The sequence below is a fragment of the Aeromonas sanarellii genome (assembly GCF_000820085.1).
Taxonomy (GTDB): Bacteria; Pseudomonadota; Gammaproteobacteria; order Enterobacterales; family Aeromonadaceae; genus Aeromonas; species Aeromonas sanarellii.
The window spans coordinates 1-22,452 of the sequence record NZ_CDBN01000065.1 but is presented as its reverse complement, the minus strand read 5'-3'; the positions used below and the strand labels follow the sequence as shown (position 1 = coordinate 22,452).

Sequence of the window (22,452 nt, the reverse complement as noted above, 5' to 3'; positions counted from 1 at the left end):
CGGCATTTGTCAACCTTGCCGGCGGAAGTGGGCAGTTCGAGGGGATTTGTTGTGCGAAACACTTGCACCCCGTGGCTATCTTGGGATAATTCGCTCCCCTGTTTTTGCCGATTGATGCAATAACGAGCGATCCATTTATGTCGCCTCTGCTCCAGAGCGATGAAATAACGAGCAATTTACTATGTCTGTGACCCAAGATGTGTTTAACGAAGACGGCAAGTTCATGCGCAAGATCCGCAGCTTCGTCCGTCGCGAAGGCCGCCTGACCAAGGGGCAGGAGAAGGCCCTGGAAGAGCTCTGGCCGGTCATGGGCATCGATTTTGAGCAAAAGCAGCTCGACCTGGTCGCGCTGTTTGGCCGCGAGGCCCCCGTGGTGCTGGAGATCGGCTTCGGCATGGGCGCCTCCCTGGTGGAGATGGCCAAGCATGCCCCCGAGAAGAACTTCATCGGCATCGAGGTGCACTCCCCGGGCGTGGGCGCCTGCCTCGGCACCGCCCAGGAGGCGGGGGTCACCAACCTGCGCGTCCTCTGCCACGATGCGGTGGAGGTGCTGGAGCACATGATCCCGAACGGTTCTCTCTCCTGCCTGCAGCTCTTCTTCCCCGACCCCTGGCACAAGAGCCGTCACCACAAGCGCCGCATCGTGCAGCCGGCCTTTGCCCAGGCCATTCGCCAGAAGCTCGCCATCGGTGGCGTCTTCCACATGGCCACCGACTGGGAAAACTACGCCGAGCACATGCTGGAGGTGATGAGCGCCGCCGAGGGGTACGAGAACACCTCCGCCAGCGGCAACTGGGTGCCCCGTCCCGACTGGCGCCCGCTGACCAAATTCGAGCAACGTGGCCATCGTCTGGGCCATGGGGTCTGGGATCTGATTTTCAAACGAGTCAACTGAGTCAACGTATCAACTAAGGAGCTATCATGGCCAACCGTAGCCGCCGCCTGCGTAAGAAACTGCGCGTCGACGAATTCCAGGAAATGGGGTTCGACATCAGTTTCAACTTCCCGGTCGGCACCGCCGAAGAGACCATTGATGCCGTGGTCGATGCGCTGATCGACGAGGTGGTGGAGCCTCGCAAGCTGGCCTTCGCCGGCTCGGGTCACCTGGCCTGGGAAGGCATGATCTGCACCCAGCAACTCGGCAAGTGCACCGACGAGGATCGCGCCGCCATCCAGTCCTGGCTGCAAGCCAAGGGGCTGGAAGCCGTGGTGGTCACCGAGTTGTTCGACCTCTGGTACGGCGAGCCGGCCTGATATCGGACTGCCTGTCACGGGCAGATAGAAAATCCCGCCGCCGGCGGGATTTTTGTCGGTGGGCTGGTCCCGCCTCGTCTCACGTCATGGAATTGCCGATGGTGTTGTCATCCGAATTACTGGCCAGCATCCTGGAAGAGGTGCGACCGCTGCTCGGGCAGGGCAAGGTGGCCGATTACATTCCCGCGCTGGCCCAGGTGCCGGCGAACCGGCTGGGGATCGCGGTCTGTACCGTGGAGGGGGAGCTGTTCACCGCAGGTGATGCCTTCGAGCCCTTCTCCATCCAGAGCATCTCCAAGGCCCTGAGCCTGACCCTGGCCCTCACCCTCTATCAGGAGGAGGAGATCTGGGCCAGGGTCGGCAAGGAGCCCTCGGGGCAGCCGTTCAACTCCCTGGTGCAGCTGGAGTTCGAGCACGGTATCCCCCGCAACCCCTTCATCAACGCCGGCGCCCTGGTGGTGAGCGATCTGCTGGAGACCCGGCTCACCGCCCCGCGCCAGCGCACCCTGGAGCTGGCCCGCCGCCTCTCGGGCAACCCGGTCATCATGGCGGATCAGGTGGTGGCCCGCTCCGAATACCAGCACGCCGCCCGCAACGCGGCCATCGCCTATCTGATGAAGGCCTACGGCAACTTCGAGAACGAGGTGGACAAGGTGCTGCAGAGCTATTTCAATGCCTGCGCCATCCGCATGAGCTGCGTCGATCTGGCCAGGACCTTCATCTATCTGGCCAACCGTGGCGTGCCCCTTGGCGAGACGACGCCCCTGCTGCCGGCCCGCACCACCAAACAGGTCAACGCCCTGCTCGCCACCTGTGGCCTCTACGACGAGGCGGGCGACTTCGCCTACCGGGTCGGCATGCCGGGCAAGTCCGGGGTGGGGGGCGGCATCATGGCGCTGATCCCGGGGGAGCTGGTGGTCTGCGTCTGGTCGCCCGAGCTCAACAAGGCGGGCAACTCCCTGGCGGGGACGGCGGCGCTGGAATTGCTGGCAGAGCGCCTTGGCCGCTCCATCTTTTAACCTTTGTTCACTAGCATCGAGACGACATCATGAAACGAATGACAGCTGTGTGGCGGGCCGCGCTGGCGGCCTTGCTGCTCTGGTCTGCCTGGCCGGCTCTGGCCGCCGAACTGCCCCCCCTCTCCCTGGCCGATGCCAAGGCGAAGCAGGCGGTGATCCTGGATACCCGCCCCAGCTATTTCTATCAGGGCTGGCCCATGGAAGGGGAGAAGCAGGGGGGCCACGTGGTCGGCGCCGAGCTGCTCTCCGCCGAGTGGAAATACAGTGACGAGGAGTGGGCCAAGGCGCTGACCAGCAAGGGGCTGAAGGCCGATCGGCCGGTCGCTCTCTACGGCGCCCCGCGGGAAGTGGCCGAGGTGGCCCGCCTGCTGCGCCAGCAGGGCATCAAGCAGCTGTTCGAGCTGCAGGGCTGGAAGGAGGCCCCCCGGGAGTACCTGGCCCGCTGGCAGCAGCTGGTCTATCCGCTCTGGCTGGCGGATCTGCAGGCCGGCAAGCCGGTCGCCGCCGCCCCCAAGGGGGACTGGAAGGTCTTCGAAGTGGACTGGGGCGCGCCCAAGGCCTACCTGCTGAGCCACATCCCGGGGGCCGGTTACATCGACACCAACCGCCTGGAGGCGGAACCGCTCTGGAACAAGGTCTCTGACGAGGCGCTCAAGGCCCTGCTGCTGGAGAACGGCATTCGCCACGACACCACCGTCATCCTCTACGGTCGCAACACCATGGCGGCAGCCCGGGCGGCGCACCTGATGATGTACGCGGGCGTCGAGGACGTGCGCCTGCTGGACGGCGGCCTGGACGCCTGGTTCGTGCAGCACCTGCGCACCGAGACCGGCCTGGCCAACACCTTCAAGCCGGCCAAGGAGTTCGGCGTCGCCATTCCGGCCCGTCCCGAGTACTACACCACCCTGAGTCAGGCGAAAGAGCTGCTCAAGCAGCCCGACGGCGCCCTGGTCAGCGTGCGCACCTGGGACGAGTTCGTCGGCAACACCTCGGGCTACAGCTACATCAAGCCCAAGGGCGACATCCCCGGGGCCAAGTGGGGTCGTGGGGGCGTGGATGCCAACAGCATGAGCGACTTCCACAACCCGGACGGCACCATGAAGCCGGCCCGGGAGATCCTCGCCATGTGGGACGAGTGGCACATCGAGCCGACCCAGCAGGCCGCCTTCTACTGCGGCACCGGCTGGCGCGCCTCCGAGGCCTTCTTCTACGCCTGGCTGATGGACTGGAAGCGGATCAGCGTCTACGACGGCGGCTGGTACGAGTGGAGTGCCGACCCTGCCAACCCCACGGTCACCGGCGAGCGCACGCCTGCCGAGTGATGTTTGCACCGATGGAAACCAGAGGCCGGACCCTGTCCGGCCTTTTTCATTGGTGCATCCTGGCATATCCCACTGTCAATTCGCTGATCAGCCTCGCTGTTCTCATATTCTGGCGGCACCCATTCGGGGGAAGGCGCCTGAGCTAGGCTTCAAGAAACATCCTCGTCCTGAGGATGCCAGAGGGAGAAGAGGCGGGCGATGAAACGACTGACGATGATCCTGGTGTGTGCCCTGGGGCTGGTGGCGTGCAGCTCCCAATACATCATGAGCACCCGGGACGGGAAGATGATTACCACCGACAGCAAGCCCAGGCTGGATGAGGACACGGGCATGTACCGCTACTACGACGAAGAGGGGCGGGAGATGTTGATCAACAAGGACGACATCACCCAGATCATGGAGCGCTGAGGCGCGAGGCATGGCGAGAGGGCTGCCCCTGGGCAGCCCTCTTTGTTTCGGCGCTATTTGAGCAGCTCCTCCACCTGACGGTTGACCTGGCCGGCGAACAGGCGGTGGAAGCGGGAGTCCGGGTTGGCCAGCAGGCTAACCGGCGACCCCTGCTCCACCACGGTGCCGGCCTCCATCACCACCACCTTGTCCACTGACAAGAGCGGCTCCAGGTGGTGGGCGATCACCAGGTAGCTGGCTTCCGGGCGGTAGCGATAGAGTAGCGCCGCCATCTTGCGCATGCCGCCGTGGCTGAGATCCGAGGTGGCCTCGTCCAGCACGATGAGCGGGCGGTGCGACAGCAGGATGCGGGCGATCACCAGCAGCTGGGTCTCGCCAGCGGAGAGTTGCAGCCTGTCGAGATCCTCATCCAGCCGGCCGGCGCAGCGCTCGGCCAGCCCCACCCGGGCCAGGGCCTGTTCCAGCACGGCGTCGTCGTGTGCAGCCAAGGGGGCCAGGTTCGCCCTCAGGGTGCCGAAGAAGGTGAGGGGGATCTGGGAGACGGTATCGTAGAGTGCGCGCACTGCCTCAGGCGCAAGCCGGGAGAGCGGCTGATCGCCGTAATGGATCTCCCCCTGGGAGGCGGGATACATGGCCTGCAGCACCCCCAGCAGCGAGCTTTTGCCTGCCCCGGTACGCCCGCACACACCCACCTTCTCGCCGGGGGCCAGCTCGAAGTTGACCTTGTGCAGTGCCCACTGGCTGGTCTGGGGATAGCGCAGCCCCAGGTTGTCGAAGCGCACTGCGGGGTGAGGGGTGGCGAGGGCCTCTCCCTCCTGGCGTTCGCTCTCTATTTCGCTGTATTCCCGCACCCGCTCCACCGCGTTCATCACCTGCTCCACCTCGGCGAAGGTGCGGATCAGGGAGTTGAGCATGGCCGAGGCGGTAAAGGCGTAGGTGATGGCCACGGCACCCAGCAGCGGGCTGTTGCCAAAGGCCACCATTAGCGCCACGGCACCCACCAGGGCGGCGGAGAGCAGGGTCTGGTGCATGCCGAGCCAGCGGTTGATGGAGGTGGTGGTGTACCAGCTGCGCAGGTTGTTGTCATAGTGATGCAGCACCTGATCCAGTGCGAAGCGCTCGGCCCCGGCCAGGCGCAGGGCGGGGGCGCCGCGGATGGTCTCGCTGATGCTGATGTAGAGCGGGGAGCGCAGCACCGAGGACTGGCGCCGCAGCTTGAGCTGCACCGCCCGGTAGCGGCGCTGCAGCACGTAGAGCGCCCAGCCCACCAGGGGGGCGATGAGCAGCAGCAGGGGGATGTTGATGCCGATCACCATCACCTGCAGCAGCACAGAGACCAGCATGCCGAACAGCCCCATCAGCATCGACAGCAGGATCTCCTGGGCCTCCCCGAGATCCCGATCGAAGCGGTTGAGGATGCGCCCCTGGGGCACCTTGTCGAAGAAGGCCATGGGGGCGCGGCTGATGCGCCCCAGCATGCCGTCGAACAGGGTCCAGGCCAGCTTGAGGCCGAGTTTGTAGTTGATGACCCGCACCACCATGATGCAGACCAGCGATCCAGCCCCCAGCAGCACATAGATGCCGAGCAGGGTGCTGACATCGCTCACCTCGGCCTTGCCGCCGAGCCAGAGATCCGAGGCGATGCGCAGCCCCTCCTGACCTAGCGTGAGCAGCAGGGCGATCAGGATGGCGCCGGGAGCAGCCAGGCGCTGCCACATGAAGCCGAAGAGTCCCCAGTCCACCTTGCCCTCCACCACCTTCTCCTCGCTGAATTGCTCCGCCTCCTGGGGGGCGAGCAGAGGGGCAGGCTGCGGGTGCTGGATGAGGTCCGCCAGCTGGTGGGCGTCTAGCTCCACCAGCCGGCCCTGCTCGATGCGGATCACCCGATCGCAGCGGGCCAGCACGTCGGGGTCATGGCTCACCAGCAGCCGGGTCGGCCCCGGCCTGAAGGCGAGCCCCTGCGCCAGCACCTGGGCCGCGACCACGGGGTCGAGTGCAGACAAGGGGTTGTCCAGCAGCAGGATATCGGCCCGGGCGTAGAGGGCGCGGGCCAGGGCGACCCGCTGTTGCTGACCGCCGGAGAGGCGGGTACCGAGCTCCCCCACCAGGGTCTGATCCCCGTGACTGAGCTGCTCGAGATCGGCAGTGAGGGCGCAGGCGCCCTGCACCCAGCGATAGCGCGCCTCATCCCAGGGCTGGCCGAACAGGATGTTGTTGCGGATGCTGTCGTTCATCAGCCAGGGCTTGTGCCCCAGGTGGGCGACCCGGCCGTGGCGACGGATGCTGCCCTCGAAGCCGTCGTCGAAGCCGGCGACCAGGTGCAACAGGCAGCTCTTGCCCGCCCCGGTGGGGCCTGTGATCCCCACCAGCTCCCCCGGTGCGATGGTGAGACTGATCCCCTCCAGCACCGGCTTTTGCTGGTGCAGGGCGGTGACGCCATCCAGTTGCAAGGCCCCTGCCGGCAGGCTGGGGTCGGTGAGATCCCGGTGCTGCTCGGGGCTGTTGAGGAACTCGCACAGCCGGTTGAAACCGGTGTTGAAGTTGATCAGGGTGCGGATGAGGTAGGGCAGCCGCATCATGGGGATGCGCAGCACGGTGAACAGGGCGATGGTGGTGAACACCTGGGGCAGGGTGAGGGTGTTGCCCGACATCAGGTAGGTGGTGAAGGTGGCGAGCGTCACCAGCAGCGGAGTGCCCAGCATCAGCCCTTCGTTGAGGGCATCGAGCCTGAGTACCCGGCCCAGCACCCCCAGCTCCTGCCGGCGCTTGGCGTTGGCCGCCCCGGTGAAGAAGGGGCCCAGCCCGTTCTGGCGCACCAGCCGCAGCTTCTTGATGTATTCCGCCAGGATGCCGTTGCGCTCGTCCTGCTGACGCTTGAGCTGCTGCTCCTGCTGGTTCATGCGCCGCACCACCCGGGTGGAGACGAGCAGCAGCAGGGCGAGCACCGCGAAGCCCACCAGGCCGGCGCTGCCCACCTGCCACACCAGCAGGGTGATGGTACCCGCCAGCTGTAGTGCCATGGTGAGCGGCATGGCGGGGTCCGCAAGAATCCAGGTAATGTCCCAGACGTCCCGGTTGATGAGGTTCTGCACCCGACCACCGGCCCGGTCGTCGAAGCTCTTGCCCCCCAGCTTCATCACCTTGGCGAGCAGGGACTCCGCCAGCAGGCGGCGGATGGGGACGTGCATCTTGAGGGCCAGTTGCAGGGAGTGCTCCGCCAGCATGCCGGCGGCGAGCACGGAGGCGAACAGGGCCAGGGCCAGCAGCAGCTTGTGGCTTGTGGTGGCGTCGGTACCGAGCTGGGTCATGCCGTGGTTGAGCAGCCAGGGGCTGGCCAGGGTCGCCAGCATGCCGAACAGTTGCAGCAGGGTGAGCAGGCCAATCCGCCCCTTGTAGTGGCGCCAGATGAAGGCGGTGATGGGCCAGGGGCGTACCGGCTGGCGGGCGGTGAGCGCGAGGAAGGCGTCGGCGCGCCCGTCGCGCCTGTCCTCCGGCAGCAGGGGGTAGAGATCGTCGAGACCGACCTGGGGCTGGCTCAACCCCTTGCGCAGCAGCGGGCCCGTCCAGCGATAGAAGAGGCGACTCAGCCAGCCGGCCGAGATTTCCGGGTGATCCAATGGGTGTCCTTATTATTTTGTGTTGCTTCCATGGGCGGGGCGGCTCATGGGCCGCCCTCGATATTCTTTATTGTGGCGGGGGCATCGCCCGCGCGGGATCAGCGATCCCGGTTCAAGCGGATGAGCCGGTCCAGGATCTGTTCGCCATCGACCCGCAGGCCGTTGTGCTCGTGCTCGTTGGTGATCCAGGCGCGGCTGTTGCCAAGCCCCCGCAAGGTGTCGCGGCTGTAGTCAAACTCCACGTACATGTCCTCGGCATAGACGGCGCAGGCCACCGGCACCCGGTTGCGGGCCAGTTGCGCCCGATCGTAGAGAGGGCCCCAGTCCGCCTTCTGGGCCAGCAGATGGGCGGCTTCCTTCAGGGGAATGAGTTCGCGGAACTGCTCGAACATCCAGGGGAAGATCATCTCGCCGGTGAAGGCGAAATCCTTGCCCGGTGCCCAGTTGAGCTCGGGGTGCTCGCCCCTGACCCGCTCGGCCGCCCAGTTGCTGGCGCTGCCTTCGCAGTAGATGGATTCGTGCAATATGGCGAACACCGGGTTGGTGTTGAACGGCTGCATGGCCTGCACCTGGTAGAGGAAGGCGGGGTTGAGCCGCTCGCCGATGAAGGCGTCCTCCAGCAGGTAGTAGAGCTCCTCGAAGGCGCCGCTGGCCCCGAGATCCAGCCCCTGCTGCTGTAGCTGCTCCACCGTCAGGCGCTGGCCGTTGGGCAGGCGCACGTCGTGGTGGTGCAGGTGGTTGGCCAGCCGGTTGGCGATGGCCTGGGCATGGGGGAAGCGGGTGAAGAAGGCGCGGTTCTTGTCCGCCACCCGCCGGTAGGTGGCGCGGTAGACCTCGTCCGCGCTGCGACCAATGGGGGCCACTCCGCCGGTGAGGTAGACCTCGTGCAGGCTGTCCGGGAACAGGGAGAGGTAGGTGAGGCTGCAAAAACCGCCGAAGCTCTGGCCGAGCAGGCTCCAGGGGCTTCCCGGGCTCAGCACCTCGCGAACGTATTCGGCATCCCGCACTATGCTGTCGGCGCGAAAATGGCCGAGGTAGTGCGCCTGCTCCCGGGGGGACATCCCCGCCAGGGCCTCGGCGTGGATGGGACTGGAGTGGCCGGTGCCGCGCTGATCGAGCAGCAGCACCCGAAACTCCTGCAGGGCCCGCTTGATCCAGCCGCCGCTTGCGGTCGGGCGCGGGGCGCCGAAGCCCGGGCCCCCCTGCAGATAGAGCAGCCAGGGCAGATCAGCGTCTCGCTTGTCCTGGCGACAGAGGGTGCGGCCGAACAGGGTGAGGGTCTCCTCGTCGTCCGGTCGCTGGTGGTCGAGGGGCACGGTGAAGAAGTGTGGCTCGCAATGGATGCCATCCAGCACGTAGTGCAAGGGGCTGCTCATCTGGGGTCTCCCTGGGGTGGAAATCGTCGGCTTCATCATAGCCCTGGCGCGCAGAGGGGTCACGCCGGTTTTCCTGATGGTTAACAAGATGAGGGGCCGCGGTCATGGCGGGAGCGGGGAGCTGAATTATTGCGCCCGGGCGATTGACGGCGGGCGTCTCCCCGGACGAAGATGGGCCGCCTGCCGAGAAGGGCAGGGGTGCAGGAAAGGATGGAGCAGGCTCGATGAAGCCTAGATGGACAAGGTTCAGGAAGAAAAGGAAACAGACGGATCCGGAGGGGGTGTTGCAGGCAGGCTTGCTGGTTTTCAGCGCCACCTGCGGGGCCACCCTGCTGCTGGCGGCCTGCAACGGCGGCTAGCAGAATGAAGTAAAAGCCCGCTCTTGATGAGCGGGCTTTTGCATGTCTGGCGCCCCGGGCGCTAACCAGGACCGGCCTGAAACCCTTTGCTGGCGCGGGTTTGCGGTATTCGGAGCGCTGCTGCTATGGTCAAGTTACGACGGGATCCACAGAGGGAGGCGATCATGAATAGTCGTGAAAAAGTTCTGGCCCATTTGGCCACCGATCACCGGGTTGCAGGATTGACCGCTGGCGAGGCGCTGGCCGGCATGAATCACTCGATGAGTTCGCTCCTGCTGCAACAGGATCAGCATTTCTTCCGCCGCCATGCGGACGACCCCTGTCACGAGGTCGCGCGGGCCTGTTCGGCAGGGCATGTGTGGCACGGCGACGAGAACCGCTACTAGGATGACGCGCCCGGGGAAGGACAAGATGCAGAAAGGCCCGCTCGATTGAGCGGGCCTTTCAAATTTGGCTCCTCCGACTGGACTCGAACCAGTGACATACGGATTAACAGTCCGCCGTTCTACCGACTGAACTACGGAGGAAGAGTCTTGGTGCCCAGAGACGGAATCGAACCGCCGACACGGGGATTTTCAATCCCCTGCTCTACCGACTGAGCTATCTGGGCAACGGCGCGCATTAAACCCTTTCTGGACCGAGGTGTCAACCACGGGGTGCAGATTGCGGTGTCGTTCGCTCGATAACCGAGCAATCCCCCCTTCATCGGCACTGTTGTCCTGCCTCGCACTGCGTTGTACGGTGCCGAAAAAGGGGGCCCTGGGCCCCCTGGTCATCAGTGTCGTGCTCAGTGGCGGCTGACGATGATCCGCCCGGTGCTCATGTCACGGGCCTGACCGGTGACGCCGATCTTGAGCCCGTATTCGGGCAGCAGGCGACCGGCATCCGGGATCTCCTTGCTCTGGTAGCTGCGGGAATCCTTGAACACCCGGTTCGGGGTGATCCAGAAGTCGCGCAGCAGGGAGCCGCTCGGGTGTTTCAGGTTGAGCGGCTGCTGGAAGCCCAGGCTGAAGGTGGCGTCGTGGATCTGGTAGCGGGTGCCGGCCACGGCACCGTCGCTCCACTTGAGGGTGCGCTGATCCGCATCCACCACCCCGAGGAAGCCCTCACCCGGGTGGACACCCACCCAGTTGTTGACCTGGCTGTTGTCCACGTACCAGAGCAGCATGCCCGGCTCGTAGCGCATCAGCTGGTCGGCCACGTTGATGTGGGCCAGCCCCTTGTCCACCCCAGCGTGGTTGCGCCACTCGGCCAGGTAGTAGTGATCCTTGGCCTCGTTGCCGTTGCTCTTCACAAAGCCGGCCAGGGTGAAGGCAGAACTGCCCTCGGCCCCGTCGCTCAGCAGGGTGTCGCCATCGGCGAGGATCTGCAGCTCGTCCACGAACAGCCCGTTTTCGGCCACGCCGCCATCGCTCTGGTATTGCAGAGTGAGGGTGACCTGCTGACCGGCCCAGGGGGTGAGATCGAACTCGGCATCGGTCCAGCCGTTGGAGTTGCCGGTGATGCCGATCCCGAAGCCGATCCCGTTGGGATCGTCGCTGGTGGTCAGGTTGCCCGGGATGGGCTGGCCATTGACCAGCACCCTGGCGTAGTCGTACCCCTCTTCAATCTGATACTTGGCCTTGAAGCCGAGGCTGGCGCTCTGTTTGCCGCTCAGATCCAGCTTGAGGCTCATGCGGTTGTCGAGGTTGTTGCCCTTGCCGCCGTGGTACTGGTACTGGCCGGCGTAGGGCGGGTTGAGCGGGATCTGCTTGGCCGGCAGGTTGATGCGCACCACATCGTCGTTGCGCCCCTTGTCATTGGCCTGATCCAGCATGTAGACGTTGCCGCGGGGGCTGAGATCGGCGAGCTGCACGTTGCTGCCGTGCAGCCAGTTGCCGCCGAGGGAGGCCTGCAGGAACTCCTTGGCCCAGGCGGAGAACCCGGTCGGCTCGGTGCCGCCGATGATCCCGGCCCAGGAGCCGGACGACATGATGGACCAGGTCGCCACCGGTTCTCCCTTGCCGGTGTACTTGGTGTCGTACTCGTCCGGCAGCCCCAGATCGTGGCCATATTCGTGGGCACAGACCCCGGCCGCCGCATCGATGGGCTGGATGGTGTAGTCGTAGGCGGCAAACTGGCCGCCGAAGTTCTGGCTCGGGCTGCTGGTGCCGGGGATGGGGTAGGGGGCACCCAGATTCCAGCGATGGGCCCAGATGGCGTCTTCACCGAGATCGCCACCACCGGCCTCCTCGCCGACGCTGGAGTGGAAGATCATCAGGTGGTCGATAAGACCGTCCGGCTCGTTGCGGTTGCCGTTGCCGTTGAGATCGTAGCGATCCTCCTGGTCAAACTGCGCCAGATCGATGGCAGGGTCTCCTGCCACCTGGATCAGCGCCTCCTTCACCAGCTCCCGGATGGTCTCCGGGGTGGCGTTGGCGCCGTAGTAGGCGGCGTTCCTGTCGGCGGTATACCAGCCCGCCACCTGACCGCGCACGCTGTAGCTCTGGCCGGACTGCTGCTCGTAGAACTGGCGCATGGAGATGAACCGCTCGCCGTTCGGGCCCGCATAGCCCTTGGACGAGAACAGCAGATCGTTGTAGTGCGCCGGGGTGTAATCCGGGTAGTACATCTTGGTGAGCTCGGGGCGCACGCTGTTCTTCGGGTAGTCGGGGAAGTCCACCAGGATGGCGAGGATCTTGTCCTTGCGCATCTGGCCCCGGTAGTGCTCTTTCTCGATGGCCTTGAGCAGCAAAGTGGGCACCCGATCGCCGGGACGGGCGGTGCCGTTGAGGCGGATCTTCTTGAGGATGGTCTCGCGCACCTGGCCCTCTTTCACCGCCAGGGTGCCGCCATTGCCTTGATAGGCCCGCGATTTCTCGCGGTAGTAGCGGGCGAGGGCCGCCTGCTCCTGCTCGGGGGAGGCCAGGGTGGGGATGCGGCCGCTCTTCTTGAGCATCTCCAGCACCTTCACCTCGTCGGCCAGGGGGGCATCGAACGGACCGTGGACCGGGGCGGCCATGGCCTGGTTTCCAATCATAAGGGTCGAGCCGACAAGCAGGCTCATTATTGTTTTTTTAGGCATTATCTATGTGCTCCTTCACATGATCAGAAAGGAGCCTGGCGGGCTCCTTTTCCGGGCGGGTGATGATTCACCCGCGTCCCTTGATACCGCCAGGCGGCCCATTTGTCATCCGGGGTGGCGGTGGAGGGAAACCCTGGCTGTCGTGAAGAGGGCAGGGGAATGACCAGGTAAAGTCATAGCGGCAAGGATGTATCCATCGGAACCCAACCTTGGGGTGGAGCATTGCACTGATTTTCCCCTTTTGGGGGGGACCACCATCTGGGAGGAGAGGAGTCCGGCAGTTATCTTCTCCCACCGATTGAGCCAGCAGCACTCTGCGGGTATGCTTTGCCGCAATCATCCCCCCCGAGACCCGGGACGGCGCCGTCCGGTGCACCCGCCAGTCGGGGCTGACCTCCATCCAACACCGCCTGGGGTTTATATGAATACCAATATGCAAGAGTGGCGCGAAGAGACCGCCGCCATCGTCAACGAATTGCTGGCCGATGGCAGCAATCCGGATCTGGAGTATGAGATTGAGCATCACTTTGCCTGCCAGAAGTTCGATCTGCTGGAGAAGGCGGCGGTGGATCTGTTCAAGGCCGGGTTCGAGGTGACCGACGCCGAGGAGATGGAGCTGGACGACGGCGCCACCATCTTCTGCTTCGACGCCACCGTGGAGTGCAAGCTGGATGTGGAGACCATAGTCGCCGACATCGAGAAGATGCTGCCTATCCTCGAGAAGTACGGAGTGGATTACGACGGCTGGGGCACCTACTTCCAGGAGTAAGGGCGCCGGATGCGCCTGTGCACCCTCAGCAAACACGACAAGGCCACCTCAGGGTGGCCTTGTCGTTGGTGGCGCATCAGGCCGGCAGCTGGTAGTTGCGGGCGAAGTCCGCGGGGGGAAGGGGGTGGCTGAACAGGTAGCCCTGCAGCCGATCGCAGCCGGCCTGCGCCAGCCAGGCCTGTTGCTCCGCCGTCTCCACCCCTTCGGCGGTGATTTTGATGCCAAGCTCGTGGCCCAGACCGATGACGGAGCGCACTATGGCGGTGGTGGCCTGGTTGGTGGCCAGCCCCTGGGTGAAGCTTCTGTCCAGCTTGAGGGTCGCCACCTGCAGCCTGGGCAGGTAGGCCAGGGAGCAGTAGCCGGTGCCGAAGTCATCGATGGCGAGCTGGAAGCCCGCCTCGATCAGGCTGGCCAGGTTGCTCTCGATTTCGTCGGCGTTTTCCATCAGCACCCCTTCGGTGATCTCCAGCTCCAGCTGCCAGGGGGCGAGGCCGTGGCGTTCGATGCAGGCGAAGATCCGCGGACAGAGCTCGGGATCGCGGAACTGCAGCGGCGACAGGTTGATGGAGAGCACCAGATCCGGCGCCGCCACCTGCCAGCGGGCGAGCTGGGCACAGCCCAGCTCCAGCATCAGCTGGCCGAGCTGGCCGATGAGCCCAAGCTCCTCCGCCAGCGGGATGAACTCGTCCGGGGAGATCATGCCGAACTCCGGATGGGGCCAGCGGCAGAGCAGTTCGGCCCCGTGCAGCTGGTTGCTGTGGGTGCAGATGATGGGCTGGTAGACGGCGGTCAGCTCGGCGGACTTGATGGCGAGCGGCAGCTGGACGGCGATGAGCTGGCGGCGTTTGAGCTTGGCATCCAGCTCGGGGTCGAACAGGGTGCAGTGTTGCTGTTGGCGCTTGCCCTGGGCCAGGGCAGCCTCCGCGTGGCTCAGCAGCCGCTCCGCATCCTTGGCCTTGCCATGGGCGATGCCGAGGAAGACCGGGATCTGGATCCTGTGCTCCTCCACCTGGTAGGGGATCATCAGCTCCTGTTGCAGATTGCGGCTCCACTCGTCCAGGGAGATGGGGAGCTCGGGCAGCAGCAGGGCGAAATCGTCGGCGGCCACCCGGCAGAGCAGGGACTGGGGCGGTGCCAGCCGTTGTAGGCGGCGGGCGACCTGGCTCAGCAGGCGGTCGGCGATGCGGATGCCGAAGCGATCGTTGATCTCGCGAAAGTGCTGCAGGTCGACCAGCAGCAGGCTGGCCTTGCGGGCGCCGAGATGGCGGCTGGTCTGCAGGAAGTGGGAGAGCTTGAGCAGGCCGGTCAGGCTGTCGTAGTGCTGCTCCTGTTGCAGCTGGGCCTGGGTGGTGCGCAGCCCGGTGATGTCGCGGCTCAGGGTGAGGATGCCGAGGGAGTTGCCCTCGTCGTCCGGTACCTCGACCCGGGTGACCTCCAGGTGGCGGCCCTGACCCTGGGCATCCACCACGCAGTATTCCCCCTGCCCCAGGGTCTGTTCGACGGGCAGACGGGGCGGCACACGCCGACCCAGGGCCTCGCTGGCGGCGAGCCCCATGAAGTCGAGAAAGGCCTGGTTGCAGTCGATGAGCACGCCCTGGTGATCCTCGAGGCGAATGAGGTCCGGAATGGCGTCCAGCAGGCGGCGCTGCAGCAGCTGCTGCTGACGATAGGTCTGCTCCAGCTCCTTGCGCTGGTCGATGGCGCTGATCATGGCAAACAGGGCGATGGGCTCGCCCTGTTTGCCATAGAGGGGGACCTTGTGGATCTCCATCCAGCCGGTGGCGGCACCGTTGTGGCAATGGAGCTGCTGATGCAGCAGGGGCTTGCCCTCGGCCAGCAGGTGATCGTCCTCCTCGCGGAACACATCCCCCCAGGGCATCTCGGCATCGCACTTGCCAATGACCTCATCCGGGTGCTGCAGCCCGGCCTCCCTCGCGAAGACCTTGTTGGCAAACAGGTACCGTCCGTTTGTATCCCGGCAGAAGATATTCATGGGTAACTGGTCGATGATCTGCTGCAGCAGCGCCAGGGAGAGCGAAGAATTCACGGGAGCACTCACGGGGGAGACTTCGAGCAAATCTATGATAACAGGCAAGTTTTGTAAAGCACGGGTTAAGAGTCTGCCATTTATGCGGATCCCTGCTGACAGTCTGTGTCGCGATCGCCATAATAGCCGCCGGTTGGCCTATGGCCGGATTATATGGATGAGAGAAGCAGCATGAAAAAGATAGTGGGAGTAGCACTGGCCCTGCTGATGGTGGGTTGTGCCAGCGACAACAACGGTGGCGAGCAGTACCGCTATACCCCGCCGGTAGCCAAGGCGACCAACAACACCCAGGAGATGGCGATCCCGGTGGATCTGGTGTGGGCCCGCGCCGAGAAGTGGTTTGGCGATCACGGCCTGAACATCGAGAACAGCCAGCGGGGCTCCGGCCTGATGACCGCCAACGTCGAGAACTCGGCCGAGGGGCTGGAGTGGCTGGATTGCGGCACCATGGGGTCCAAGGTCGCACTGGGCAACCCGAATCTGCAGATCAACCTGATCATCACCCAAAGCGGCAACAACAGCGTGGCGACCGTCAACGTCAAGGGCAACACCCAGCTCTACTTCGTCGAGTCCTCCGGCGAGCGCGTACTGGCCCCCTCTATCACCCCGGTGTGTGTCTCCCGCGGCAGCCTGGAGCAGAGCCTGTTCGCCACCCTCGGCAACTGAACAGGCCCCAAAGAAAAACCCCGTTGCCTGCAACGGGGTTTTTTGTGTCTGTCGTTTGCCGCGGGAGTTGCACTCAGAGTGCGCTGTCACCATGAAACAGCGCCCGCTCGCCGGACTTGAGCACATAGCCCTTCCAGGGATAGAGCTGATAGGCGCCGCCCTGCCAGGACCAGCCACCCTCTTCCCCCTGACGGATCAGGCGAACCCGCTCGCCGCTCGGCAGGGTCAGCTCGGCCTGGCTCCGATCGTCGTTGAACAGCACGAAGGCGCTGCCGGTTTCGCTCGCCTCCAGAGATTGCAGCCGCACCGCCTGCTCGAACAGCCGCACGCACTGGCCGGTCAGCTCGGACCATTGATAGCCAGCGCTGCCGATGCAACCGTGCTCGTCGCGGTCAGCCCCCACCATCTGGGCCTGCTGCGTGCCGTTGCAGGCGGCCAGCAGCAGGGAGGCGGCTATCAGAGTCAGGGTGCGCATGCTTACTCCTTGGGATCCCGTTCGATGACGATGCTGGCGAACCCCAGCTCCTTGAAGTAGTTCTCCCTGTAGTCCTTCACGCTCTTCTTGTCGCGCCGGCACACCTGGGCCAGCTGCTCCTCCATGGCGTGGAAGCGGGTGAGATCGATGCCCTCGGCGGCGGCAATGGCATCGTAGATGCTGTTGAACTTGTCGTTGGCGTAGCCGATCTCTTTGGCCTGCTTCTTGTAGGTGTAGGTAATCTTGAACGCCATGGCGTTATTCCTTCGATGTGGCTTGCTTGCGCTGGACGTAGAGGTAGAGGCTCTCGACCTTCTCCCGCGCCCAGGGGGTCTTGCGCAAAAACTTCAGGCTGGACTTGATGCTGGGGTCCTGGGTGAAGCAGCGGATGTTGATCTCCTGCCCCAATCTTTCCCAGCCATAGTGGGCCACCAATGCGGTGACGATGGCCTCCAGCGTCAGCCCGTGCAGCGGGTTGTTCTTCTGGGGAGTGGGCGACTGTTCGCTCATGCCTGCGCCGCCAGGGTGGCAAAGGGCTGACCCATGCGGGTGGTGACCCCGTTGGCGAGGTGGGGCTCGAAGCCCGCCAGCATGCCCGGGCCGAACAGGCAGACGACGGTGCTGCCCAGCTTGAACAGCCCCATCTCGGCGCCTTTTTGCAGGGTGATGGCCTCATCGCCGTTGTAGTCCCAGCGTACCACTTCCTTCTGCTTGGTCGGCGCGATATTGCCGGCCCAGATGGTCTCGATGCTGGCAACGATAGTCGCACCGACCAGCACCAGCGCCATGGGGCCGTGCGGGGTGCGGAAGGTGGCCACCACCCGCTCGTTGCGGGCGAACAGATTCGGCACGTTCTCGGCGGTGAGCGGGTTGACGGAGAAGAGATCGCCGGGTACGAACACCATGCTCTCCAGCACGCCGTCCAGCGGCATGTGGATGCGGTGGTAATCCTTGGGCGCCAGATAGATGGTGGCAAAGTCGCCATCCTTGAACGGCGCCACCAGATCCTCATAGCCGCCCAGCAGTTCACGGGCGCTGTAGTCGTGGCCCTTGGCCTGGATGATACGGCCCTGGCTGATGGGACCGAGCTGGCTGACGGTGCCGTCCACCGGCAGCGCCAGGGTCATGGCGTCCTCAACCACGGGACGGATCCCCGGCTTGAGCTCGCGGGTGAAGAAGGCGTTGAAGCTCTTGTAGTGGGCCGGGCTCTCGTGCAGCGCCTCGCTCATGTCGACGCCGTACTGCTTGATAAAGGCCTCGATCACCTTGGTGGTGAGGTTGCCGGCCTCGGCGGCGGCCAGCTTGCCCACCAGGCGGGAGAGGGCGTGTTTGGGCAGACAGTATTGACCGGCAATTTTCAGGTTGTCAGTGATGCTCATGATCTTCATCTACAGAATTCGTTGAATGGGTCACAGCCGCGCCTGTTGGCGACCGTGGCGGGCTTCCTGCATGGTTTCCAGGATGCGGTGATAGTTGTGGAAGCGATCGGCGCTGATGGCGCCGCGTTCGACCGCCGTGCGCAGGGCGCAGCCGGGATCGTCCTTGTGGGTGCAGTCGCGGAACTTGCAGCCGCCCAGGTAGTCGCGGAACTCGACGAAACACCAGGTGATGCGATCGGCTTCCAGGTGCCAGAGCGCGAATTCGCGGATCCCGGGGGAGTCGATGAGGTCGCCGCCGCTCGGGAAGTGGTAGAGCCGTGCCGTGGTGGTGGTGTGCTGGCCGAGTCCCGAGTTTTCGGAGATCTCGCCGGTGAGCACGTCCAGCCCCGGCATCAGGGCGTTGGTGAGGGACGACTTGCCCACCCCGGACTGACCGACGAAGATGCTGATCTTGCCGGTGAGGGCGGCTTTCAGCTCATCGAGCCCTTCGCCGCTCTCGCAGCTCACCAGCAGCACCTCGTAGCCGAGCTTGCGGTAGGTCTCGAGCTGGCGCTCGACCTGCGCGCGGGCGGCCTCGTCCAGCATGTCCACCTTGTTGAGCACGATGAGGGGCGCTATCTCCACGTCTTCCGCCGCCACCAGATAGCGGTCGACGATGTTGGTGGAGAACTCCGGCATCACCGCGGAGACGATGATGATCTGGTCGATGTTGGCGGCGATGGGCTTGACCCCGTCGTAGAAGTCCGGCCGGGTCAGCACAGAATGGCGCGGATGGACCGCCTCGATGACGCCTGCGGTGGCGGCATTGAGGCCGGGACGCCAGACCACCTTGTCGCCGCACACCAGGCTGCTGATGCTGCTGCGCCTCAGGTTGCTGCGGTGGATGGTGCCGTCGCTCGCCTCCACGTCCGCATGCTGGCCGAAGCGGCTGATCACCACCCCTTCGATGGCGGGTCCGAACAGGGTGTCATCCACCACTGTCGTGTGCTCTTTTTGCAGCCGCCGATCGCGGTTGGCCTGGACGCGCCTTTGTTGACCCAGATTGAGTTTTGCTTTCTTTGCCACGGGGTTTGCCGGTTTATGAACAGATCCAAAGCCAGTATGATACATGCAAATTGGCAAAATTCCGCCATTCCTCCCAACTGAAGAGAGCAATCATGACAGTCAGCGCGCAGAACCTGGTATGGATCGACATGGAGATGACGGGTCTGGACCCCGAAGAGAACGTGGTACTGGAGATCGCCACCATAGTCACCGACAAGGACCTGAACGTGCTGGCCGAGGGGCCTGTCATCGCCATCCACCAGAGCGACGCAGAGCTGGCCAAGATGGACGAGTGGAACGTCAACACCCACACCAGGAGCGGCCTGGTGGCCCGGGTCAAGGCGAGTGAATACGACGAGGCCAGGGCGATCGCCGAAACGCTGGCGTTTATCCGGGAGTGGGTGCCCGAACGCACCAGCCCGCTGTGCGGCAACAGCATAGGCCAGGATCGCCGCTTCATGGTCAAGCACATGGCGGAGCTGGAAGCCTTCTTCCACTATCGCAACGTGGACGTCAGCACCATCAAGGAGCTGGTGCGCCGCTGGCAGCCGGAGCTGCTGGAGCAGTTCAAGAAGAGCGGCTCTCACCAGGCCCTCGACGACATCCGCGAATCCATCGCCGAGCTGCAGTTCTACCGCGCCCACGTCTTCAAAATCTGAGTGACAGGCAAGGGGTTGCTGTCGCCCGGTTGCTAAAATCGGCAGTTCGGCCAGCTTTTGAGCGAACGGCTGCAACCAGACAAAAAAGCCCTTGCAATTGGAATGTCTGCTCTTATAATTCGGCTCCCGTACAGTAGCGCAAGCAACCAAATGCTGTACGGTCTGTTTTCAGGTTTTGCGGGAATAGCTCAGTTGGTAGAGCACGACCTTGCCAAGGTCGGGGTCGCGAGTTCGAGTCTCGTTTCCCGCTCCAAAATGTGCAGATGATTATTCCGATGCGGGAATAGCTCAGTTGGTAGAGCACGACCTTGCCAAGGTCGGGGTCGCGAGTTCGAGTCTCGTTTCCCGCTCCAATCATCCGCCAGCCTCAAGACAATCCATGTTGCGGGAATAGCTCAGTTGGTAGAGCACGACCTTGCCAAGGTCGGGGTCGCGAGTTCGAGTCTCGTTTCCCGCTCCAAACATTTGCAGATGATATTCCGTTGCGGGAATAGCTCAGTTGGTAGAGCACGACCTTGCCAAGGTCGGGGTCGCGAGTTCGAGTCTCGTTTCCCGCTCCAATCATGTGCAGATGACATACCGTTGCGGGAATAGCTCAGTTGGTAGAGCACGACCTTGCCAAGGTCGGGGTCGCGAGTTCGAGTCTCGTTTCCCGCTCCAAGCTTGTTTTATGAAGTGCTGCAGATGGTATTCCGTTGCGGGAATAGCTCAGTTGGTAGAGCACGACCTTGCCAAGGTCGGGGTCGCGAGTTCGAGTCTCGTTTCCCGCTCCAACCATGTGCAGACGACATCCTGTTGCGGGAATAGCTCAGTTGGTAGAGCACGACCTTGCCAAGGTCGGGGTCGCGAGTTCGAGTCTCGTTTCCCGCTCCAATCTCTCGTCAGATCCTTCAAATCCAATCTCTCTGCGCCAAGTTCGCGCATCCAGTTTCCCAAGACAATGCTTGCCATACCCGGTTGGTAGAGCATGATCCGCGCTTGCCAAGGTCGGGGTCGCGAGTTCGAGTCTCCGTTTCCCACTCCAATCTCTCCTCGAAGCCCTCATCATCCGTTCGCATTGCCCACCACATCGCGCCGTTATGCTTTGCCGGATGCGGCTTTCGGCCAGCTCTGCGCTCACCTTTTCCTGCAAGCAAGATCTAAGTGGCTGATGGCGGCAGCGGTTCGTGCGGGGAGGGGAAATGACGGACAAAAAAATAGGAGGGGCCTTGGCTCCTCCTACAGACTCACTGGTGCCGGCTCAGATAACGGTGACGTTCTCGGCCTGAGGGCCTTTCTTGCCCTGGGTCACAGTGAACTGGACTTTTTGACCTTCAGCCAGGGTCTTGAAGCCTGCACTCTGGATGGAGGAGAAGTGAACGAAAACGTCCGGTCCCTGGGATTGCTCGATGAAGCCAAAACCCTTGGTTTCGTTGAACCATTTTACTTGGCCGGTGCGAATGTCAGACATGTGGTAAGTCCTATCTATAACAAAATGAAACTAAGCCTCGTTAGGCTGCATTTGCCTGGAAGCCAGGGGTTGAAGCATGACTGACCACGTCTCTTTGTCCCAGTAGCATGTAGCACAATCCCTGTCTAAAGCCTGACCGATTGTACTGGAGCCCGATCCCTTGTCAATTTGGCCCTTTTCATTTTTTGAGCAAGCTAAAAGTATTGTGAAGTCAGCGGCTTGTTTCATGCTTCACGTCAAAAAAACGGGAGGCCATGGCCTCCCGTCTGCACGATCGCACTGTGGCTGACTGTGCCTCACTCCTTGAGGGCGAACCCTTCCCCCTGGCGGTCGTAGCGATAGTTTGCCTGACCGAAAGAGCGGATCTCGACCCGCTGGATGCGGCGGCTGGCGTCCACCAGAATGAAGACCGACTTGCCGGACTGCAGTCGGGTCAGCGGGCGATCAGGCCCTTCGATGGCGATGAGACGGCTGAGCTCGGCCCCCGGCAGCTCGAACTTGCGCCAGATGGAGTAGAGGGTCTCGCCCGCCTGCACCTCGTGCTGCAGCCAGGTGCCGTCCACCTTCTCCTCGACCGGCTTGGTCGCGGCTGGCGCGCTGCCGGCCGTCTCGCTGCCCACGGTCAGCGCCTGGGCCGGTACGGCGAGTGGCACAGCAAGGGAACCGGACGGGGCGGCCGCCGGTGCGCTGGGGGAAGGCTCCCAGGCCAGCACTATCAGCCAGAGCGGGATCAGCACCAGTAACCCTATGGTGTGTTTGCGGGGCAGCGGGCTTGCCAGTCTGAACGAGGCCGCCTTTGGCTCCTTGTTGCGCTGACCCAGGCCACTCATGCCCTGGCCGAGGCGCTGGCGCAGGGGCAGGGTAGCCGCGTTGATACGTTGGAGCAGGGTTCCTTGTGATTCGTCTTGGCGACGCTGCTGGGCTCGTCTGTTATGGCCACGTGGGCGACGGTCCGGGGTGGGCACGGCATTTACCTCTCACTACATTGCCTGCCATCAGGCAAATATGCCGCCTATGGTAAACGGACTCGCCCCCGAGGGGGAGAGTCCAGAGCATGAAAATTATCAGTTGAGACGGAATTGTCCCAACAACTGCTGCAAACGCTCCGCCGCCTGACGCAGGGCCTGGCTGGCGTTGGCCGTGCTGGTGGCGTCCCGGGCGATGTCGTTGGCCAGTGCGCTGGTTTTTGACAGATTGCCGGAGACGGTCTCGGAGACAGAGCTCTGCTCCTCGGCGGCGGACGCTATCTGGTAGGTCATGTCGTTGATGGTGGCGATGGCCTGGAAGATGCTGTCCAGCGCCGCCTCCGCCTGATCCGCCTCGCCCACCGCCTGATGGGTCAGCTGCTGGCTCTGCTGGATGGCATTGACCGCGTTGGCCGAGCTGTGGCGGATCTTCTCGATCAGCTCCTGGGTGTTCTGCACCGCCTGCTGGGTATTGCCCGCCAGCTTGCGCACCTCGTCCGCCACCACCGCGAAGCCGCGCCCCTGTTCGCCGGCCCGGGCCGCCTCGATGGCGGCGTTGAGGGCCAGCAGGTTGGTCTG

The 22,452-nt window shown here is 63.8% G+C and carries 22 protein-coding genes and 9 tRNA genes; 17 read left to right on the top strand and 14 right to left on the bottom strand.

Annotation, left to right across the window (positions count from 1 at the left end):
* Nucleotides 1-181 precede the first annotated feature (181 nt).
* From trmB to BN1132_RS12805, 5 genes are all read left to right on the top strand, one after another.
* Nucleotides 182-895, top strand: a complete 714-nt coding sequence (trmB, locus tag BN1132_RS12825; protein WP_042078043.1) for a tRNA (guanosine(46)-N7)-methyltransferase TrmB — start codon at nt 182-184, stop codon at nt 893-895.
* Between the two features lie 26 nt (nt 896-921).
* A complete protein-coding gene (locus BN1132_RS12820; protein ID WP_042078042.1) occupies nt 922-1,254 on the top strand; it encodes a YggL family protein in 333 nt (110 codons plus the stop codon).
* 98 nt (nt 1,255-1,352) lie between these two features.
* Entirely contained in the window at nt 1,353-2,273 is a 921-nt protein-coding gene (glsB, locus tag BN1132_RS12815; RefSeq protein ID WP_042078039.1) for a glutaminase B, read from the top strand.
* A 38-nt stretch (nt 2,274-2,311) separates the two neighbouring features.
* Entirely contained in the window at nt 2,312-3,595 is a 1,284-nt protein-coding gene (locus BN1132_RS12810) for a sulfurtransferase (protein WP_408855614.1), read from the top strand.
* Between the two features lie 198 nt (nt 3,596-3,793).
* Nucleotides 3,794-4,003 carry a YgdI/YgdR family lipoprotein gene (locus BN1132_RS12805; RefSeq protein WP_042078035.1) on the top strand — a complete coding sequence of 70 codons (210 nt, stop codon included), beginning with the start codon at nt 3,794-3,796 and terminating at the stop codon, nt 4,001-4,003.
* A 53-nt stretch (nt 4,004-4,056) separates the two neighbouring features.
* On the opposite strand, the gene BN1132_RS12800 is transcribed toward BN1132_RS12805, so the two are convergent.
* Complete coding sequence (locus BN1132_RS12800) at nt 4,057-7,620, bottom strand: ATP-binding cassette domain-containing protein (RefSeq protein ID WP_042078034.1); 3,564 nt, start codon at nt 7,618-7,620, stop codon at nt 4,057-4,059.
* A 98-nt stretch (nt 7,621-7,718) separates the two neighbouring features.
* On the bottom strand, nt 7,719-8,996 hold the full coding sequence (locus BN1132_RS12795) for an alpha/beta hydrolase (protein WP_042078032.1): 1,278 nt from the start codon (nt 8,994-8,996) through the stop codon (nt 7,719-7,721).
* Nucleotides 8,997-9,220: 224 nt separating this feature from the next.
* On the opposite strand from BN1132_RS12795, the gene BN1132_RS20390 reads away from it, so the two are divergent.
* Nucleotides 9,221-9,355: a hypothetical protein gene (locus tag BN1132_RS20390; protein WP_081843827.1), complete on the top strand. Its 135-nt coding sequence runs from the start codon at nt 9,221-9,223 to the stop codon at nt 9,353-9,355.
* Nucleotides 9,356-9,519: 164 nt separating this feature from the next.
* Nucleotides 9,520-9,741, top strand: a complete 222-nt coding sequence (locus BN1132_RS12790; protein ID WP_042078030.1) for a hypothetical protein — start codon at nt 9,520-9,522, stop codon at nt 9,739-9,741.
* A 65-nt stretch (nt 9,742-9,806) separates the two neighbouring features.
* Here the strand turns inward: BN1132_RS12790 and BN1132_RS12785 are convergent.
* From BN1132_RS12785 to BN1132_RS12775, 3 genes are all read right to left on the bottom strand, one after another.
* Nucleotides 9,807-9,882 (bottom strand) — tRNA-Asn (locus BN1132_RS12785).
* Nucleotides 9,883-9,889: 7 nt separating this feature from the next.
* Nucleotides 9,890-9,965: transfer RNA gene (locus tag BN1132_RS12780), tRNA-Phe, on the bottom strand.
* Nucleotides 9,966-10,142: 177 nt separating this feature from the next.
* On the bottom strand, nt 10,143-12,356 hold the full coding sequence (locus BN1132_RS12775; RefSeq protein ID WP_244462941.1) for an immune inhibitor A domain-containing protein: 2,214 nt from the start codon (nt 12,354-12,356) through the stop codon (nt 10,143-10,145).
* Nucleotides 12,357-12,852: 496 nt separating this feature from the next.
* Here BN1132_RS12775 and rraB point away from each other — a divergent pair, with 496 nt between their 5' ends.
* Nucleotides 12,853-13,188, top strand: a complete 336-nt coding sequence (gene rraB / locus BN1132_RS12770) for a ribonuclease E inhibitor RraB (RefSeq protein WP_042078026.1) — start codon at nt 12,853-12,855, stop codon at nt 13,186-13,188.
* Between the two features lie 76 nt (nt 13,189-13,264).
* Here rraB and BN1132_RS12765 read toward each other — a convergent pair whose 3' ends face one another.
* On the bottom strand, nt 13,265-15,235 hold the full coding sequence (locus tag BN1132_RS12765; protein WP_042078024.1) for a sensor domain-containing protein: 1,971 nt from the start codon (nt 15,233-15,235) through the stop codon (nt 13,265-13,267).
* A gap of 171 nt (nt 15,236-15,406) precedes the next feature.
* On the opposite strand from BN1132_RS12765, the gene BN1132_RS12760 reads away from it, so the two are divergent.
* Nucleotides 15,407-15,901, top strand: a complete 495-nt coding sequence (locus tag BN1132_RS12760) for a hypothetical protein (RefSeq protein WP_042078021.1) — start codon at nt 15,407-15,409, stop codon at nt 15,899-15,901.
* 73 nt (nt 15,902-15,974) lie between these two features.
* Here the strand turns inward: BN1132_RS12760 and BN1132_RS12755 are convergent, their stop codons facing one another.
* The 5 genes from BN1132_RS12755 to rsgA are packed head-to-tail and all read right to left on the bottom strand — an operon-like array spanning nt 15,975 to nt 18,820.
* On the bottom strand, nt 15,975-16,376 hold the full coding sequence (locus tag BN1132_RS12755) for a hypothetical protein (protein ID WP_042078020.1): 402 nt from the start codon (nt 16,374-16,376) through the stop codon (nt 15,975-15,977).
* A 2-nt stretch (nt 16,377-16,378) separates the two neighbouring features.
* Nucleotides 16,379-16,630 carry a DUF2960 domain-containing protein gene (locus BN1132_RS12750; protein WP_042078018.1) on the bottom strand — a complete coding sequence of 84 codons (252 nt, stop codon included), beginning with the start codon at nt 16,628-16,630 and terminating at the stop codon, nt 16,379-16,381.
* A gap of 4 nt (nt 16,631-16,634) precedes the next feature.
* Nucleotides 16,635-16,886, bottom strand: coding sequence for a VF530 family protein (locus BN1132_RS12745; RefSeq protein WP_042078015.1), 252 nt, complete (start codon nt 16,884-16,886; stop codon nt 16,635-16,637).
* Entirely contained in the window at nt 16,883-17,755 is an 873-nt protein-coding gene (gene asd / locus BN1132_RS12740) for an archaetidylserine decarboxylase (protein ID WP_042078055.1), read from the bottom strand. Before asd ends, BN1132_RS12745 begins: the two co-directional genes overlap by 4 nt.
* Nucleotides 17,756-17,785: 30 nt before the next feature.
* Nucleotides 17,786-18,820 (bottom strand): small ribosomal subunit biogenesis GTPase RsgA, encoded by a 1,035-nt coding sequence (rsgA, locus tag BN1132_RS12735; protein WP_042078014.1) that lies wholly within the window; start codon nt 18,818-18,820, stop codon nt 17,786-17,788.
* A gap of 92 nt (nt 18,821-18,912) precedes the next feature.
* On the opposite strand from rsgA, the gene orn reads away from it, so the two are divergent.
* The 8 genes from orn to BN1132_RS12695 all read left to right on the top strand — a co-directional run bounded on the left by orn (nt 18,913) and on the right by BN1132_RS12695 (nt 20,331).
* Nucleotides 18,913-19,458, top strand: a complete 546-nt coding sequence (orn, locus tag BN1132_RS12730; RefSeq protein ID WP_042078012.1) for an oligoribonuclease — start codon at nt 18,913-18,915, stop codon at nt 19,456-19,458.
* A gap of 177 nt (nt 19,459-19,635) precedes the next feature.
* Nucleotides 19,636-19,711 (top strand) — tRNA-Gly (locus tag BN1132_RS12725).
* Nucleotides 19,712-19,735: 24 nt separating this feature from the next.
* Nucleotides 19,736-19,811 (top strand) — tRNA-Gly (locus BN1132_RS12720).
* 31 nt (nt 19,812-19,842) lie between these two features.
* Nucleotides 19,843-19,918: transfer RNA gene (locus BN1132_RS12715), tRNA-Gly, on the top strand.
* Between the two features lie 24 nt (nt 19,919-19,942).
* Nucleotides 19,943-20,018: transfer RNA gene (locus tag BN1132_RS12710), tRNA-Gly, on the top strand.
* A gap of 24 nt (nt 20,019-20,042) precedes the next feature.
* Nucleotides 20,043-20,118, top strand: a tRNA-Gly gene (locus BN1132_RS12705).
* Nucleotides 20,119-20,155: 37 nt separating this feature from the next.
* Nucleotides 20,156-20,231, top strand: a tRNA-Gly gene (locus BN1132_RS12700).
* Between the two features lie 24 nt (nt 20,232-20,255).
* A tRNA-Gly gene (locus BN1132_RS12695) sits at nt 20,256-20,331 on the top strand.
* Nucleotides 20,332-20,698: 367 nt separating this feature from the next.
* On the opposite strand, the gene BN1132_RS12690 is transcribed toward BN1132_RS12695, so the two are convergent.
* The 3 genes from BN1132_RS12690 to BN1132_RS12680 form a co-directional block, all read right to left on the bottom strand.
* Complete coding sequence (locus BN1132_RS12690) at nt 20,699-20,908, bottom strand: cold-shock protein (RefSeq protein WP_005297820.1); 210 nt, start codon at nt 20,906-20,908, stop codon at nt 20,699-20,701.
* Nucleotides 20,909-21,204: 296 nt separating this feature from the next.
* Nucleotides 21,205-21,873 carry a LysM-like peptidoglycan-binding domain-containing protein gene (locus BN1132_RS12685; RefSeq protein WP_042078011.1) on the bottom strand — a complete coding sequence of 223 codons (669 nt, stop codon included), beginning with the start codon at nt 21,871-21,873 and terminating at the stop codon, nt 21,205-21,207.
* Nucleotides 21,874-21,972: 99 nt separating this feature from the next.
* The coding region (locus BN1132_RS12680) for a methyl-accepting chemotaxis protein (RefSeq protein ID WP_042078009.1) at nt 21,973-22,452 on the bottom strand (480 nt) is incomplete at its 5' end.

Bases quoted from the DNA above. Each gene is read 5' to 3' on its own strand.
- trmB (WP_042078043.1), top strand. From the start codon at position 182: ATGTCTGTGACCCAAGATGTGTTTAACGAAGACGGCAAGTTCATGCGC.
- BN1132_RS12820 (WP_042078042.1), top strand. From the start codon at position 922: ATGGCCAACCGTAGCCGCCGCCTGCGTAAGAAACTGCGCGTCGACGAA.
- glsB (WP_042078039.1), top strand. From the start codon at position 1,353: ATGGTGTTGTCATCCGAATTACTGGCCAGCATCCTGGAAGAGGTGCGA.
- BN1132_RS12810 (WP_408855614.1), top strand. From the start codon at position 2,312: ATGACAGCTGTGTGGCGGGCCGCGCTGGCGGCCTTGCTGCTCTGGTCT.
- BN1132_RS12805 (WP_042078035.1), top strand. From the start codon at position 3,794: ATGAAACGACTGACGATGATCCTGGTGTGTGCCCTGGGGCTGGTGGCG.
- BN1132_RS12795 (WP_042078032.1), bottom strand. From the start codon at position 8,996: ATGAGCAGCCCCTTGCACTACGTGCTGGATGGCATCCATTGCGAGCCA.
- BN1132_RS20390 (WP_081843827.1), top strand. From the start codon at position 9,221: ATGAAGCCTAGATGGACAAGGTTCAGGAAGAAAAGGAAACAGACGGAT.
- BN1132_RS12790 (WP_042078030.1), top strand. From the start codon at position 9,520: ATGAATAGTCGTGAAAAAGTTCTGGCCCATTTGGCCACCGATCACCGG.
- BN1132_RS12775 (WP_244462941.1), bottom strand. From the start codon at position 12,356: ATGGCCGCCCCGGTCCACGGTCCGTTCGATGCCCCCCTGGCCGACGAG.
- rraB (WP_042078026.1), top strand. From the start codon at position 12,853: ATGCAAGAGTGGCGCGAAGAGACCGCCGCCATCGTCAACGAATTGCTG.
- BN1132_RS12760 (WP_042078021.1), top strand. From the start codon at position 15,407: ATGAAAAAGATAGTGGGAGTAGCACTGGCCCTGCTGATGGTGGGTTGT.
- BN1132_RS12755 (WP_042078020.1), bottom strand. From the start codon at position 16,376: ATGCGCACCCTGACTCTGATAGCCGCCTCCCTGCTGCTGGCCGCCTGC.
- BN1132_RS12750 (WP_042078018.1), bottom strand. From the start codon at position 16,630: ATGGCGTTCAAGATTACCTACACCTACAAGAAGCAGGCCAAAGAGATC.
- BN1132_RS12745 (WP_042078015.1), bottom strand. From the start codon at position 16,886: ATGAGCGAACAGTCGCCCACTCCCCAGAAGAACAACCCGCTGCACGGG.
- asd (WP_042078055.1), bottom strand. From the start codon at position 17,755: ATGAGCATCACTGACAACCTGAAAATTGCCGGTCAATACTGTCTGCCC.
- orn (WP_042078012.1), top strand. From the start codon at position 18,913: ATGACAGTCAGCGCGCAGAACCTGGTATGGATCGACATGGAGATGACG.
- BN1132_RS12690 (WP_005297820.1), bottom strand. From the start codon at position 20,908: ATGTCTGACATTCGCACCGGCCAAGTAAAATGGTTCAACGAAACCAAG.